The organism is Staphylococcus auricularis (assembly GCF_001500315.1).
Lineage (GTDB): Bacteria > Bacillota > Bacilli > Staphylococcales > Staphylococcaceae > Staphylococcus > Staphylococcus auricularis.
On record NZ_LLER01000012.1, the window covers coordinates 1 to 14631 of the forward strand.

General features: G+C 35.2%; 13 protein-coding genes and 2 tRNA genes. 5 read left to right on the forward strand and 10 right to left on the reverse strand.

The window, feature by feature from the left end:
* Positions 1-55 precede the first annotated feature (55 nt).
* The 6 genes from APS80_RS07445 to hemE all read right to left on the reverse strand — a co-directional run bounded on the left by APS80_RS07445 (position 56) and on the right by hemE (position 4861).
* Positions 56-128 (reverse strand) — tRNA-Asp (locus tag APS80_RS07445).
* 11 nt (positions 129-139) lie between these two features.
* Positions 140-213, reverse strand: a tRNA-Met gene (locus tag APS80_RS07450).
* Between the two features lie 349 nt (positions 214-562).
* The gene (locus tag APS80_RS07455; RefSeq protein ID WP_059107656.1) at positions 563-1120 is read right to left on the reverse strand and encodes an RBBP9/YdeN family alpha/beta hydrolase; all 558 of its coding nucleotides are present in this window, start codon (positions 1118-1120) and stop codon (positions 563-565) included.
* A gap of 289 nt (positions 1121-1409) precedes the next feature.
* Positions 1410-2804 carry a protoporphyrinogen oxidase gene (hemY, locus tag APS80_RS07460; protein ID WP_059107657.1) on the reverse strand — a complete coding sequence of 465 codons (1395 nt, stop codon included), beginning with the start codon at positions 2802-2804 and terminating at the stop codon, positions 1410-1412.
* 18 nt (positions 2805-2822) lie between these two features.
* Positions 2823-3746 (reverse strand): ferrochelatase, encoded by a 924-nt coding sequence (gene hemH / locus APS80_RS07465; protein WP_059107658.1) that lies wholly within the window; start codon positions 3744-3746, stop codon positions 2823-2825.
* Positions 3747-3829: 83 nt separating this feature from the next.
* Positions 3830-4861 carry a uroporphyrinogen decarboxylase gene (gene hemE, locus APS80_RS07470; RefSeq protein WP_059107659.1) on the reverse strand — a complete coding sequence of 344 codons (1032 nt, stop codon included), beginning with the start codon at positions 4859-4861 and terminating at the stop codon, positions 3830-3832.
* A gap of 257 nt (positions 4862-5118) precedes the next feature.
* Here hemE and APS80_RS07475 point away from each other — a divergent pair, with 257 nt between their 5' ends.
* Complete coding sequence (locus APS80_RS07475) at positions 5119-5625, forward strand: hypothetical protein (protein ID WP_059107660.1); 507 nt, start codon at positions 5119-5121, stop codon at positions 5623-5625.
* Between the two features lie 75 nt (positions 5626-5700).
* On the opposite strand, the gene ecsB is transcribed toward APS80_RS07475, so the two are convergent.
* Both ecsB and ecsA read right to left on the reverse strand, forming a co-directional pair.
* Positions 5701-6924, reverse strand: coding sequence for an ABC transporter permease EcsB (gene ecsB, locus APS80_RS07480; RefSeq protein ID WP_059107661.1), 1224 nt, complete (start codon positions 6922-6924; stop codon positions 5701-5703).
* Entirely contained in the window at positions 6921-7658 is a 738-nt protein-coding gene (gene ecsA, locus APS80_RS07485; protein ID WP_059107662.1) for an ABC transporter ATP-binding protein EcsA, read from the reverse strand. The genes ecsB and ecsA overlap by 4 nt, the downstream gene beginning before the upstream one ends.
* A gap of 135 nt (positions 7659-7793) precedes the next feature.
* On the opposite strand from ecsA, the gene APS80_RS07490 reads away from it, so the two are divergent.
* The 4 genes from APS80_RS07490 (at position 7794) to prsA (ending at position 10527) form a co-directional block, all read left to right on the forward strand.
* Entirely contained in the window at positions 7794-8222 is a 429-nt protein-coding gene (locus tag APS80_RS07490) for an HIT family protein (protein ID WP_059107663.1), read from the forward strand.
* Between the two features lie 76 nt (positions 8223-8298).
* Complete coding sequence (locus APS80_RS07495; protein WP_059107664.1) at positions 8299-8682, forward strand: YtxH domain-containing protein; 384 nt, start codon at positions 8299-8301, stop codon at positions 8680-8682.
* A 188-nt stretch (positions 8683-8870) separates the two neighbouring features.
* Positions 8871-9437 (forward strand): DUF3267 domain-containing protein, encoded by a 567-nt coding sequence (locus tag APS80_RS07500; protein ID WP_059107665.1) that lies wholly within the window; start codon positions 8871-8873, stop codon positions 9435-9437.
* Between the two features lie 100 nt (positions 9438-9537).
* Entirely contained in the window at positions 9538-10527 is a 990-nt protein-coding gene (prsA, locus tag APS80_RS07505; RefSeq protein WP_059107666.1) for a peptidylprolyl isomerase PrsA, read from the forward strand.
* A 229-nt stretch (positions 10528-10756) separates the two neighbouring features.
* Here prsA and yhaM read toward each other — a convergent pair whose 3' ends face one another.
* Entirely contained in the window at positions 10757-11698 is a 942-nt protein-coding gene (gene yhaM, locus APS80_RS07510) for a 3'-5' exoribonuclease YhaM (RefSeq protein ID WP_059107667.1), read from the reverse strand.
* The gene (locus tag APS80_RS07515; protein WP_059107668.1) at positions 11698-14631 is read right to left on the reverse strand and encodes an ATP-binding protein; all 2934 of its coding nucleotides are present in this window, start codon (positions 14629-14631) and stop codon (positions 11698-11700) included. Before APS80_RS07515 ends, yhaM begins: the two co-directional genes overlap by 1 nt.

The window sequence follows — 14631 nt, forward strand, 5'->3', positions numbered from 1 at the left end:
GACACATGGAGCTTCAATCCATTGCTCTACCAACTGAGCTACTGAACCATGATGACGGTCCCGATGGGATTCGAACCCACGCTCTCCTGCGTGACAGGCAGGCGTGTTAACCGCTACACTACGGGACCTTATTATGTAATTGCGGGAGGCGGATTTGAACCACCGACCTTCGGGTTATGAGCCCGACGAGCTACCGAACTGCTCCATCCCGCGATAATATTATTAATTTCGGCTACCTTTTAAATATATCACGTAGTTAATAAAAAGTCAATACTTATTTAACTAAAGTTTAACTTCAATTAATATTCAATTAAACTCGCTGTGATATACTGATTTGTTACTCAGAAAATTTAGCCCTCGTTTATTGACGACTTTTTTATTATATAAGTATTTTGCAATTTCGTCAATAAGAGCGATAAACATTTTTGTGTAATTCTATCGTTAAACGCTATTTTTCTCTCTTTTGATACGAATTTTAATCAAAAAATAAGATGATCACCATCAACAACATTTGTTTAATGGGATCACCTTCATTTTTTAGTACTTTACGTTTTTAATAAAGTTAGTCACTCATTATACCCATCATACTGCCTTGTAATGCTGTGAAGCTTGTAAACCCATCTTCTGCAAGGAAATGGCCACCGTATTCCGCCACTTTACAATAACCACCTAATGTATCCATAAGTCGTTTCGTCTCTTTATATGAAACATGCTTATCGTTTTTCGCACTCAAACCATAAAAACGCTCTACACGTTGTTTCACTTTATCATAATCGATTTCAATATCTTCATTGACGATGGATTCATCGATATCTTGGGCATCTTCTCTAAATCCAGAAATACTAAATAGCCCTTCTATTTGGAATGTGAGTTTCTGCTCGATATATTTAAGTGCAGCTAGCGTACCAAAGCCATGAGTTAAAAGATAAGTTTCATGTTTATCAATATGTATTTGTTGATCCATTTTTTCAACCCATTGATTAATATCATTATCTTCATCAATAGGTATGTCCACTAATGTCACATCATAACCTTCTAAGGTAAGATTATTTGCAAGCCAATCATACCAATGGTTAGTGGAATCACTAAATTTTGAATGTACGATGATTACGTCTGTCATTTTTTCGTCCCCCTCTTGCCATTCAACATGCATATAATAGAATGAACACTTGCTAAAGCGCTATGATCAATCTACTATTTATATGCTTCTTGCATATAGTTTAACATAATTCTAAAAACAATATATTCAGCAGCTATGGATCCACAATTTTCCCTCACTCACTATAAAAACAATCACATCTAATAAGAAACCTACACCACTATACATAAAAAGCGAAACCATAAAACGTCCTTTCATTTTATGATTTCGCTCAATTTAATTGAAAGATGTAATTAAAGTGCTAAGTCGCTTATAATTCTTCTATTAATGCCTCAACTGTATCTTTAGCTTGTTGGATACAATCAGGTAAGCCGACCGCTTCAAATGAGGCACCTGTCATTTTTAGTCTTGGATAATTTTCTTTAACATGGTGTTGTATCTCTCTAATACGATCCATATGTCCAACGTGGTATTGTGGCATACTGTTTGGCAATCGATTGACGATGCTAAAATCTGGATTACCTTTAATCGTCATCATTTGGCTTAAATCTTTACGTACGAGTGAAACAATTTCCTCATCCGTATGATCTTGTACCACTGTATCACCTGGCTTACCAACATAAGCACGTAATAATACTTTACCTTCTGGTGCTGTAAATGGCCATTTTTTGCTTGTCCAAGTACATGCAGTGATATTGGTATTACTTGTACGTGCAATAACAAAGCCGGTACCATCATAATTATTAACGATATTTTTTTCATCAAATGCAAGGACAACCGTCGCTACCGTTGTCGCACCCATTTCTTTAAAGTAATCAAATGCAGGATCGTCGCCAAACCATTGAACTATCGCTTGATGTTGCGTTGTAATAATTACGCCATCATAATCGACATGTTCGCCCTCGGTAAGGATTTCATAGTTACGTTGTGCCACTATAATATCTTTAACAGCGGTATTATATTTGATTTCAACACCTTGTTGCTGAACATATTGCGCTAACGTTTCAATAAACGAACTTAAACCATTCGTGAACTGTTTGAATTGGCCTTTAGGTGCACCTGGATACAATTGTTTACGTTTCTGACGTTGTTCTTTTTCGAACTTCATTCCTTTAATCAAACTACCAAATTGTTCTTCTCGTTGTTTAAATTCAGGGAACGTACTTTGTAAACTTAAATGATCTATATCCGTACCATAAATACCACCCATTAACGGTTCGATGAGATTTTCTAATACTTCATCACCTAATCGATGTCTGAAGAAATCACCAACAGAGATATCTTCATTCAATGGCGTTGTTTTTTTGACTAAATCTAATCCTGCAATGAGTTTACCTTTAAATGAAATAAGCTGCGTTTTCAAAAATGGACGAATAGAAGTCGGAATGCCCATAATTGAACCACCCGGTATAGGATACAAACGATTTTTCGCAAAGATATAAGATTGTCCAGTTTGGTTGGTAATCAATTGATCTCCTAACCCGATATCTTTTGCTACATCGGTCATAATCGTTTTTCTACCTAGATAAGATTCAGGACCAAGCTCTATCGTATAACCTTCCGTTTGGTAAGTTTGAACTTTGCCCCCTGCTCTTCCATTTTTTTCATAAATCGTTATATCATAATCTGGATGTTGTTTTTTTAGAAAATAAGCACTCGATAAACCGGTTATACCTGCACCGATAATTGCAATCTCCTTAGACACTTTTAATCACTCATCCTTTTAAAAAACATTTTTGATTTCATCTACAATAGCGCCGATAAATAATGGATCTGTATCTGGCATTGTTGGTCTATGATAATTCACACCTAAATCATCACACACTGCTTTACATTCGTGATCATTATCATATAAAACTTCCAAGTGTTCGCAAACAAAGCCTACAGGTGTATAAATGAAGTTTTTATATTGATGTTCATCATACAATGTACGTGTTAAATCTTGAACATCAGGTCCTAACCATGGAGTACCTGTATTCCCTTCTGATTGCCAACCTTCTGCAACATGTTTGATATCAGAGTGTTGTTGTAATAACTCTGCAGTTGCGTGAAGTTCATCTGGATAAGGATCATTGTTATCTTCAATTAATGCTTTTGGTAAACTATGTGCTGAGACGACGAGTATAGTGTCATCGTGTTCTTCTTGAGGAATCTTGTTTAGTGTTTCATTCACTTTTTCAGTCCAATATTGGATGAATTTTGGTTGTTGATAATAATGTTCCACATGTGTGAGTTTGATATCATATGGTGCAGCTGCTTTTTGTGCACGTTCATTATAAGAACCTACAGAAAAGCTTGAATAATGTGGTGCCAAGACTACAGTAACCGCTTCTTCTATACCATCTTCATGCATACTTTCAACAGCATCTTCAATAAATGGATGAATATGTTTCAATCCAATATATAATTTAAATTCTTTGTCGTCGTAAGCTTGATTCAATCCATCACAAATCGCTTCTGCTTGACGGTTAGTCATACCAGCTAATGGAGAAAGACCTCCGATTGCTTTGTATCTTTCTTTGAGATCTTCTAATTCTGCTTCAGTTGGTTTTTTACCATGTCTGATATCAGTATAATACGGTTCGATATCGCTTTCTTTATAAGGGGTACCGTATGCCATTACGAGTAGACCGATTGTTTTGCTCATTGTAAACCATCCTTTTTATAGCATTATCTAAAAAAGCAGGACATCTTAAAGTGAAGCTGTCCAGCTTTCATAATCTAGTTACACTATCGTCGTGTGTAATCATGTACGAATTCAGTGATACGTTTTAACGTTTCTGGTTTCACTTGTGGAAAGACACCGTGACCTAAATTAAATATGTGCTTGCCATGTGCTAAACCTTGATCGAGGATTGGTTTCAAGCGTGACTCAATCACATCCCAAGGCGCGATGAGTAATGACGGATCTAAGTTGCCTTGGAGTGTTTTATCAATATCTAGCGCATGGGCTTCATTAATCGACATTCTCCAGTCTAAACCTAGCACATCGATCGGTAAATCATTCCACTCACGCACTAAATGGCTTGCCCCTACACCAAATAAAATCACAGGGACGTTATGACGTGCTTTAATGCCACTGACCAATTGTTGCATTGCAGGTTTTATATAATAACGATAATCTTCTACATTTAATGCACCAACCCAAGAATCAAATATTTGTATCAACTGGGCACCCGCTTCAACCTGCGCAGAGACATATTCAATAGACATTTCAACTAAATGATCCATTAACGCGAACCACGTTGCTTCATCGCTATACATCATTGCTTTTGTAAAGTGATAATTTTTAGAAGGACCACCTTCTATCATATAACTCGCTAATGTAAAGGGCGCACCTGTAAAACCAATCAAAGGCACGTTTAATTTTTCTTCAGTTAATAACTTGATCGTATCTAATACAAACGGAACATCGCGTTTAGGATCGATTTTCCCAAGTTGTTCAACGTCTTGAATATTTTTAATTGGGTTGTTAATAACTGGGCCTACGCCAGATTGTATTTCTACATCTACACCAATAGGTAAGAGAGGGGTCATGATATCTTTATATAACACCGCTGCATCTGTTTGGTAACGATCGACAGGTAAATGCGTCACATAAGCACATAACTCAGGCTGATGCGTGATCTCGAATAGTGAATATTTTTCTTTTAAAGCCCGGTATTCGGGTTGTGAACGCCCTGCTTGTCTCATGAACCATACAGGAGTATGTGAAACTGTTTTTCCTTGAATCGTATCTAAAATCGTTGTGTTTTGTTGCACACCTCTGATCCTCCTAGATTATAATCATTAGTATCAATCTTATCATATCCGATAATGTGTCGTATTTTAAACTGCTTAAATGTCATAAAAATGACATACGACAATGTACTGCTTCAATGTATCTTTGTTGTATTTTTGGGGTAAAACATTATAATATAAATCAAACTAAAATTCTATTAGTTAATTTTAAAAAAACATACGCACGTATGTATTTGCATCTATTATATTTTAATACAATATACAAGGGGGTATCACCTATGAAACTATATGCTTCTTATGGTACATATGCTTTTTTAAAACAGAAAAAAGATAAAAATCCAGATCATTCATTGTATCTGTTTTCCACTGCAGATAACTCAGTCATCATCGAAGAAACTGAGGATAGAACGGTATTGAAAGAACCGATTGCCTATGAAGAAATTAAATCCGATGGCGCCATAGACGAACGTCATTTTCATGCGGTGATCTTTATTCCAACAACAGAAGACCATGCTTATCAATTAGAGAAAAAATTAGAAAGTTTAACCGCAAATTATTCCCAATTTGCTGGTTATCGTTGTTATCGCTTCTTAAAACCAACTAAACAACTCACTTACAAAATTTATTTTGGTTTTAATTCTAGAAACGACTATGAAACATTTAAAAATTCATCTGTCTTTAAAGAAAACTTTTCAAGAGAAGCGTTAAGTCAGTTCTTTGGTTCAAGCACGCAATACGCAAGTTACTTCGAACGTTATCTTTATCCAATTACTGACGAAGACTAACCCAATGTATATGAGCACACATTAAAGGCTGGAACACATCTTTCATCGTTCCAGCCTCTTTTTCTACCCTCTTGTTTAATCTCTCAACAACATTTCTTGATGTTTCAATTTATTAATTACATTATGAATCGTTAACCAACCGACGATAAAGAATAAAATACCGCCAAAGAAATATTGCGGTGACATGATTGCGAAAACGATAGCAAAAATAATGCCAATCACAATCATGAGGCGATAAAGAAATTGTTCATAACCTTTAATCACTTTCGTATCCGGTACCGGCCATACTTGCGGCCACAAGCCATAAGCTTGTTGCGTATAGAATTGTGCCATTTGTAATAGCGTTATATACATAAATAAACTACCGATGATGAGTGATACTATCGGTTGAGATAACCATATCATTAACACGACTGCAATAATCACTAATCTCAAGATGATATTAAATGCATCTTTTCCTCTTACAAATGAACGCACGAATAAAAATAAGTACATATAATTAGAATTAAAATGTTTCGGTCTTGGTACTGTGAGAATGACATCTAAATAACGACGGCGTACCGCTGTTTCTTGTAGTGCTTTAACATCTGTAAACATATTGACGAACTTGTAGTAATTCATATGATGTTGATATTCTATTTTAATCATTCGCTCCCAAGGAAATAGTTTATTTTCATTCATATGTCTGATAATCATTACAAGCAATGCGAGTAAAATCACTGGTGCGACAGCAACGATATTTTTCATCTGTAAAATAGTAAAATAGCTTGATGTAAAACAGACGAACAACACGACATTGATGGACCAATTTTCAAGCCCGTAACGGTACCACTCCCATCTAAGTAATAAGCCAATATATGGAAGGATCAATGCGTGAATCGCAAAGCATATATAAAATACAAAATGACGATCATTTAAAACATAGAAGAGCGGAAATAACACAACTAACATGCCGATTTGTAATACCAAACGGTTCAAATAGCTGTAGTTTAAACTTTGCTTCATGTATGTCGACATCTTTTTTTCAAATGGAAGTAAAAATAATTGATCTGCTTCCTTTAAAAGCGTGCGTATTGGAAATATAGATACCAATGCGACAATGATTGATGCAATTAAGCTATAATTGATACCTTCAGGGATGGATTGAAGCCAATTGCCATAACCTAATATGAATGCGCCGAGTAATATGACTAAGAAGACAGAAAAGTGACCATTAAATATGAATTTATGATAGTACTGTTTCTCTTTTCTGATTTCTTCTCTTCTCGTGTTGAATAATTGTTTTGCCTCTTGACTCATGCGTTCTGGCCACCTTGTGTGACATAAATATAGATTTCATCTAATGTATGTCCTTCTAATCCAACTTGTTGACGCAATTCGTCTAAATTACCAAATGCGGCGATTTCACCTTTATCTAAGATGATAAAACGATCACAATATCGCTCAGCTGTCGCCAAGATATGAGTACTCATCAACACGGTACGGTCTTCGTTTTTCTTTTCTACCATGAGGTCTAGCATGGATTGAATCCCAATTGGATCAAGGCCTAAAAAGGGTTCATCAATGATGTAAAGTTCTGGATCTACGATGAACGCACAGATAATCATCACTTTTTGTTTCATCCCTTTTGAAAAGTGACTTGGGAAAATAGAAAGTTCGTTTTCTAAACGGAATGTTTTTAATAATGGCATCGCACGATTCATCGCTTCTTCACGATCGATATTGTACGCCATTGCAGTCATATAAATATGTTCTTCTAATGTTAATTCTTCATAAATTACCGGTGCTTCAGGTATGTAAGAAAGTTTTTGTCGATAGGTTTCGATATCCTCATCTATACGAGTGCCTGAAATGGTAAGTTCCCCTTCCATGGGTTCTAATAAGCCTAAAATATGTTTAATAGTCGTACTCTTACCTGCACCATTTAACCCGATTAAACCAACGATTTCACCGGGTTTAAGTTCGAAATTAATATTTTTTATAATCGGACGTTTACCGTAACCGCCCGTAAGATTTTCAACTTTTACTGTCATGGGTCTAGCCCACCTCCATAGCTTATATTGTATCAAAATTTAGCGCGCAAGCATAAAAATACTTGCCGCAAATGACGTTCCCTTACATCAATGCTATAATAAATGAAAACAGTGTAATAAGGAGTGACGATTCAGATGCCAGAAACTATTTTCAGTAAAATCATTGAAGGCGAAATCCCTAGTCATAAAGTGTATGAAGATGACTACGTTTATGCTTTCCTTGATATTTCACAAGTAACAAAGGGTCATACCTTACTCGTCCCTAAAAAAGCATCAGCGAACATCTTTGAAACTGACGCTGAAACGATGAAACATATCGGTGTAGCCATTCCAAAAATTGCGAATGCCATTAAAGACGCATTTAATCCAGATGGTTTAAACATTATTCAAAATAATGGTGAATTCGCTGATCAATCTGTATTCCACCTTCATTTCCACTTCTTACCTCGTTATGAAAACGATGTAGATGGCTTTGGTTACAAATGGGAAACACATGAAGATACAATTGATGATGACCAAAAAGCAGAACTTGCAAAACAAATCAGTGCTCAAATTGAAGGCTAATGCATGATTTAAATCGATTTAGGGTAGAACTTTAATATTCATTTGCGTTTAATCCATAAAAATAAGGAGAGTTATTATGAAGCCAGTTCAATTCTTACTTGGTGTCGGTGCTGGCGTGGCCACAGGTGTCGGTGTATTCCTTATGAATAAACAGAACCAGCAAGACCAAGCTAACCATACAGCGACTCAAAATCAAACAACTCAGCCGGTGGGTGCCGATGCTGAATTCAATCGTGATGTAGAAACAATTAAACAAAGCATTACTGATATCACAAATTATATCTCCCAAATTAAATCTGAAGGTAAACAGTTTGCGAGTACAATCGGTGATGATGTGAAATCAATGATCGGTAATTTCCAATCAGATATTAAACCTAATATTGAACAAATACAATCTCATATTGAAAACTTACAAAACAGAGGCGAAGAAATCTCTAAAGCGTTCGATAAAGAGAAATAACATTGTTCTAAGAGGTTCTATCTACAATTAAATCATCTTATATTATGGCTGAGACACATGAGCGTCTCAGCCCTATTTTTTATTGCACGGATATATACTTGACTATGATGCTTATTAGCTAGATAATACGTAAGGAAATAAGCTTTAGACAAAAGCACGAGGCTGAATGATAAGGAGTGATCATGTAGATGTTTTTATGTATGCGGCAAATTGATATCAATGCTCGGTTTGGTTTGCCTCGCATCGCTTTTTTAAGTTTTGCAACAACAGTTGTTACATTTTTAATAGGTTATGAAATCATGCATTACTTCTCAAACACAGCATTAACCGACCATTATTTTATCTTATTTGCATTAGGGGCTTTATTGCTATATCCACTGCATAAAGCATTGCATCTCATCATGTTATTGCCCTATTACAAATCATTTCGCGTATTTAAGTTAGTTAAATCAAAGTATATCCCTTTATATAATATATATGTGAATACACCTGTTAACCGTTACTATTTTTGTTTCGCTATAGTGGTACCTTTCATCGTTGTGACTGGTATCTCTGCATTGATGTGTGGATTGTTTCCACAATTCGGTCATTACTTTATATTTTATATTGCTTTAAATACAGGAATTTCAGTGATCGATTGCCTTTATTTAAAATTATTGCTGTTTTCAAATGAAGGTAATTATATCGAAGAGCATCAGACAGGCATGAATATCTTGAAAAAGGTATCTACTGTCTATGATACAAGATACGAATAGATGGTCGTACTATAGTCTGAGATACACTCATTTTCATTGGTCATTTGGTCATAATGTGTTATATTTACCTTGTTATTCTTAGCAAAGGAGATACATATCTATGAAACATGTTAAAAAGGTATTCTTACCTATTGTTGCTGGTGCAGTTGTACTTAGTGCATGTGGTAATGATGCGACAGATTCTAAAGAAAATGTACTAATTTCATCAAAAGCTGGCGATGTCAAAGTTGCTGACGTCATGGAAAAAATTGGAGATGAACAAATTGCCAACAGTTCATTCTCAGTTTTACTCAACAAATTACTCGCAGATAAATACGAAGATGACGTAGATTCTAAAGACATCGATAAACAAGTTGAGAAAGAACAAGAACAATATGGTGGTAAAGACCAATTTGAAAGTATGTTAAAACAACAAAACATGACATTAGGTGACTACAAAGAACAGAAAAAACTACAAGCTTACCAAAAACAATTATTAGAAGATAAAGTTGATGTTTCAGATAAAGAGATCAAAGACAATACGAAAAAAGCATCTCACATCTTAATTAAAGTTAAAGAAGATAAAGATGATAAAGAAGGCTTATCTAAAGATAAAGCTAAGGATAAAGCAAAAGAGATTCAAAAAGAAGTTGAAAAAAATCCAGATAAATTCAGCGATATTGCAAAAGATGAATCCATGGACTCTAGTACGAAGAAAAACGGTGGTAGCCTCGGTTACGTAATGAAAGGTCAAATGGTTGAGGACTTCGAAAAAGCACTCTTCAAATTGAAAGAAGGAGACATTTCAGACGTAGTTAAAACTGACTATGGTTATCACATCATCAAAGCAGATAAAGCAGATGATTTTGATAAAGAAAAATCTAAACTCAGAACACAATTAATTCAACAAAAAGTCCAAAAAGATCCTGAATTACTCACTGATGCATATAAAGATTTACTTAAAGAATACAATGTAGACTACAAAGATAGAGATATTAAAAAAGCAATTAACGATTCTATCTTAGATCCAGATAAAATCAAACAACAACAACAGCAGCAACAACAAGGTGGTAACATGGGCGGCGGCCAAGCTATGCCTGGTGGCCAATAATCAATGCCTCACATGTTTCATGTTCATGCGTCATTGTTGTTTCAGCTTATCAGTTAAATAACAAATTAGAGCGACCCATTTCTCATTCTAGAGAGATGGGTTGTTTTTTGTGATTGGAAATCATTCTCCTCCCCCACTTATCGAAAATGAAAAGCGCCCGCTTAGACATGTAAACCATACCACATGCTTAAGCGGGTGCTCATCTTTAATATTTAATTTCAAGTTAAAACTAATCCAATGTAGTTGGTTTGTAAAATTGTCTATTATCCAAACCAAAAATACGTTCTGTAAACTGACCTTGTTCTGTTTTCTTGAATGCTTTTTCAAACATATTCATTTTCGCATCGATGTTATCGATGAAATATAATATTTCAGCTTCTTTTAAATGAGGCATTTTCGGTGAACCGAATTCCATTTTACCGTGATGCGCTAATATCATATGTCTGAGTAACATCACTTCTTCACCTTCGATGTTTAACTCTTTGGCCGCTTCAGCAACTTCATCACTCGCAATGGAAATGTGACCTAATAAATTCCCTTCTACAGTATAAGAAGTCGCGACAGGACCACTCAATTCTTTGACTTTCCCGATATCATGTAAAATGATACCGCTATATAATAAGCTGCGGTTTAGCAATGGATAAATATCACAAAGTGCTTTTGCAATACGTAACATCGTTAAGACGTGGTAACTTAAACCACTGGCAAAGTTGTGATGGTGTGAACTTGCTGCAGGATATGAATAAAAACGATCTTGATATTTTCTCAATAAATGTCTAGTTATGCGTTGTAAATTCGCATTTTCAATATCTAATAAATAGTGAGACATTGCTTCTTGTATTTCATCAGGTGTCATAGGTGCGCCATCCACAAAATCTTCGATACGCAATTGATCTTCATCCGTCGCTAAACGAATTTTATTGATTTTCATTTGTTTGCGCCCACGATAATTAATGACGTCACCTTTCACGTGCACGATAGATTCTGGCACTAATATTTGCATTTCTTCCTTAGTGACAGTCCATAATTTCGACTCGATATCCCCACTTTTATCTTGGAGATACAATGTCATATAATCTTTTCCTTGAGCTGTGACACCTTGTGTAGCTCTGTGGATTAAGAAGAAATTATCAACAGAATCACCAGGATTCAATTTTTCTACATTGCGCATTATTTACCGCCTTCCTCTAATTTATTCAACGTTACGATTTGTTTGGCAGGCACTGTCGTATCTTTCACACAAGTAAAGTACAGAATTTGGTAATCGTCTGGCATTTCTCGTAGATAGTCCATAATTTTTGTCTTACGGTTTTTATCAAAATGTACAAATGCATCATCAATGATGACTGGGAATGGATAATATTGTTTGAGTGTTTTAATTAAGCTGAGTCGCAATGCCACATATAAGATTTCTTTCGTAGATTGACTCAGTTCAACCGGTCTATACATTTGACCCGTATATTGTTTAACCATTAATTCGTCATTTGCATACGTTATCTGTACATATCTGCCTTCAGTTAGATGTTTAAAGATATCAGTGGCTTCATCGATCACTTGAGGTAATCGCTTATCTTTAATTTGTGTGATATGCGCATCAACAAGTGATTGAAGATAACTTAAACTTGCCCAATCTTTTGCTTCGTCATTCATTTGGTTTTTCAACATGTGATAACGATGTCTTAAATTAGCAAGTGTTTCATCCGTTTCCATGAATTCTATTTTAGAAGTTAAATCACTGACTTCACTTTGCATCGCTAGATATTGTTCGTTGTAATCATCCACTTGTTGTGCAAGTTTTTGATCTTCTTTATCTAGTTGTGCTTCTGTTTTTTCAGCTAAAGTTGAACTGTCTGAATAAGCATAGTTTTGATTTTCAAGATATGAAGTTAAATCGTTAAATCGAGCCATGTTTTGTTGATAAGTAACATATTGCTCATGTCTTTGATAATAATCTTCTTCATCTTGCACATCTACATAATCAAACAGTTGAAGTATAAGGTTTTCATTATCACTTAATGATGATTTCAATTGTGTCAATTCGCTAGATAATGATGAAATTTGTGCATCATTATTTTCCACTTTTGTAGTATCTTCTTTCGTTTGTTGTAACCATTGTTTTACGTCGTGGAATAGCGATGATTGATTAAATTGCGTAGACGTACGATGGAGTGTGTTTTTCGCACTATCATAAAATGCGTCCAACTGTTGTTGTAATTCGTGTTGTTGCACTTGTAAAGCATCTAACTGTTTATCATAATCTTTCACTTTATTAATGGTACTTATACTATCAACAATGAGCTCATCAGCGAGTTTATCTGATAAGTATAAGTCTTCTCTGACTTGAATGAGTTTTTGATCAGCTTGATTGAATGCTGTTCTTGCTTTATCTAATGAACTTTGTAAGTGCTCTGCTTTCATATCGAGTGTATCTTTAGACTTAACTGCGTTTTGCCATTGTTCACGTAAACGATATTGTTGATCTAAATCAAAGTCTAAATCATAATCCGCTTCTAATTGTGAAACTTGTTGTTCTAATTCTTCGATTTCGTGGCTGAATGTTTCACTGTGACCTATCGTTTTCGTTCTGACTAAGAAAGTACCGATGACAAAAATCAATGTGAGTATCGCAAAGATGACCGCGAATATGATGTTAGATGAAACAAACGCAAAGATCGTTAAGCCTAAGCTGACGACAGCCAAAATGATAAAGCTAATACGTAACAGTTGTTGTTTTTTCTCTTTTTCTGCTTGTTCGACATCAAACGCATCTTTCATTTTTTGATATAGATTATTTTTCTCTTGTAGTTCAAACACTTGTTGTTCATATTGACGTTTTTTCTCAAATGTTTCTTCAGGAACAATATCTTGTTCTAACGCCGAAATTTCTTCGTTATTGGATGATTTTTCAATATTGTTATCTGCGATGCTTTGTTCTAATTGTTGTATGTGCGCTTGTTCAGATTGTTTTTCTTTTAATTGTTGTGTCACATGACTTTTCATAGCGTCTGAACTATCAACATCCTGATGCACATCTTGCCATGCAATTTCATTTTTAAGTAATTCAAATTCGCGTGTTTTATCCTGAATTTCTTTAGTTACAGCTTGATGGTCATTTTCACGTTGAGTGATCTCATGTTCTTGTTGCGCAAGTTGTGTCATCGCCTCTGTTACGTCAGATTCTGGAATCGTGTAACGTGCATTATCTTGTTGATAACGTTCTAGACTATCTTCTTTAGAACCAATCTCTCTTTTTAACGATTGGGTTTGTAATTTCGCGCTTTCGTAACGATCTATGCCTTTTTCAGGAAATTGTATCGGCTCAACGTTGAGCGCTTTTTCTAATGATTTCCATTCTTGTGCTTGATCATGGAGTGCGATTTCTTTTTGTTTCTTTTCATGCATGTTAGATAATTGCGCAAGATTTTGCTTGAGATGATCTAACCGGCGTTGAGCTTTATCCCGGTCATCCACATAGCGATGATAAGCGGTTAATTTCGCCTCTTCATCTCTAATTTGTAACTCAAGTTCATTGAGTTGTTCCAACTGTTGGTTAATAATCGGTTTTCGACCATTTTTCTTATACAGTTCTGCCTTTCTCTCATTTAGTGTTTCTCTGAGTGAAGTGAATTCTGTAGAACCAAGCGCACCTGCTTGCAGTAAATAATTTTGAAGTTGTGTTTCATCCATATTTTTATGAATATCTTGTAGGCCTAGGACACTAAATGAAAAAATGCCTTGATACGTTCTTTTAGATATGTAATTTAATTCTTTTTTCAGCCACGCCTCATCTTTAATTAATCCATTAGGAAGATAGACCTTCACATCACCCGTTGCGCTTCCTTTGATACGTTCGATTTCTATTTCTGAACCATCGTCTTGAATAAGTGTTAACTTACCACCATATTGATTGCCTAATTTCGGTTCTAATCTCGGCTCAGATTCCTTTCTCGTTGGGAAACCAAATAATATCGAATGGATGAAAGCTTGAATCGTTGATTTACCGGCTTCATTTTCCCCGTAAATTTCAGTGAAGGAAGAATCAAAATGGATCGTACGTTGTATAAATTGACCATAACCATAGATCTCTAAAGATTTTATTTTCAT

Coding starts and splice junctions, on each gene's coding strand:
- APS80_RS07490 (WP_059107663.1), top strand. CDS start 7,794: ATGCCAGAAACTATTTTCAGTAAAATCATTGAAGGCGAAATCCCTAGT.
- APS80_RS07515 (WP_059107668.1), bottom strand. CDS start 14,631: ATGAAAATAAAATCTTTAGAGATCTATGGTTATGGTCAATTTATACAA.
- APS80_RS07500 (WP_059107665.1), top strand. CDS start 8,871: ATGTTTTTATGTATGCGGCAAATTGATATCAATGCTCGGTTTGGTTTG.
- ecsB (WP_059107661.1), bottom strand. CDS start 6,924: ATGAGTCAAGAGGCAAAACAATTATTCAACACGAGAAGAGAAGAAATC.
- APS80_RS07455 (WP_059107656.1), bottom strand. CDS start 1,120: ATGACAGACGTAATCATCGTACATTCAAAATTTAGTGATTCCACTAAC.
- prsA (WP_059107666.1), top strand. CDS start 9,538: ATGAAACATGTTAAAAAGGTATTCTTACCTATTGTTGCTGGTGCAGTT.
- APS80_RS07475 (WP_059107660.1), top strand. CDS start 5,119: ATGAAACTATATGCTTCTTATGGTACATATGCTTTTTTAAAACAGAAA.
- ecsA (WP_059107662.1), bottom strand. CDS start 7,658: ATGACAGTAAAAGTTGAAAATCTTACGGGCGGTTACGGTAAACGTCCG.
- APS80_RS07495 (WP_059107664.1), top strand. CDS start 8,299: ATGAAGCCAGTTCAATTCTTACTTGGTGTCGGTGCTGGCGTGGCCACA.
- yhaM (WP_059107667.1), bottom strand. CDS start 11,698: ATGCGCAATGTAGAAAAATTGAATCCTGGTGATTCTGTTGATAATTTC.
- hemH (WP_059107658.1), bottom strand. CDS start 3,746: ATGAGCAAAACAATCGGTCTACTCGTAATGGCATACGGTACCCCTTAT.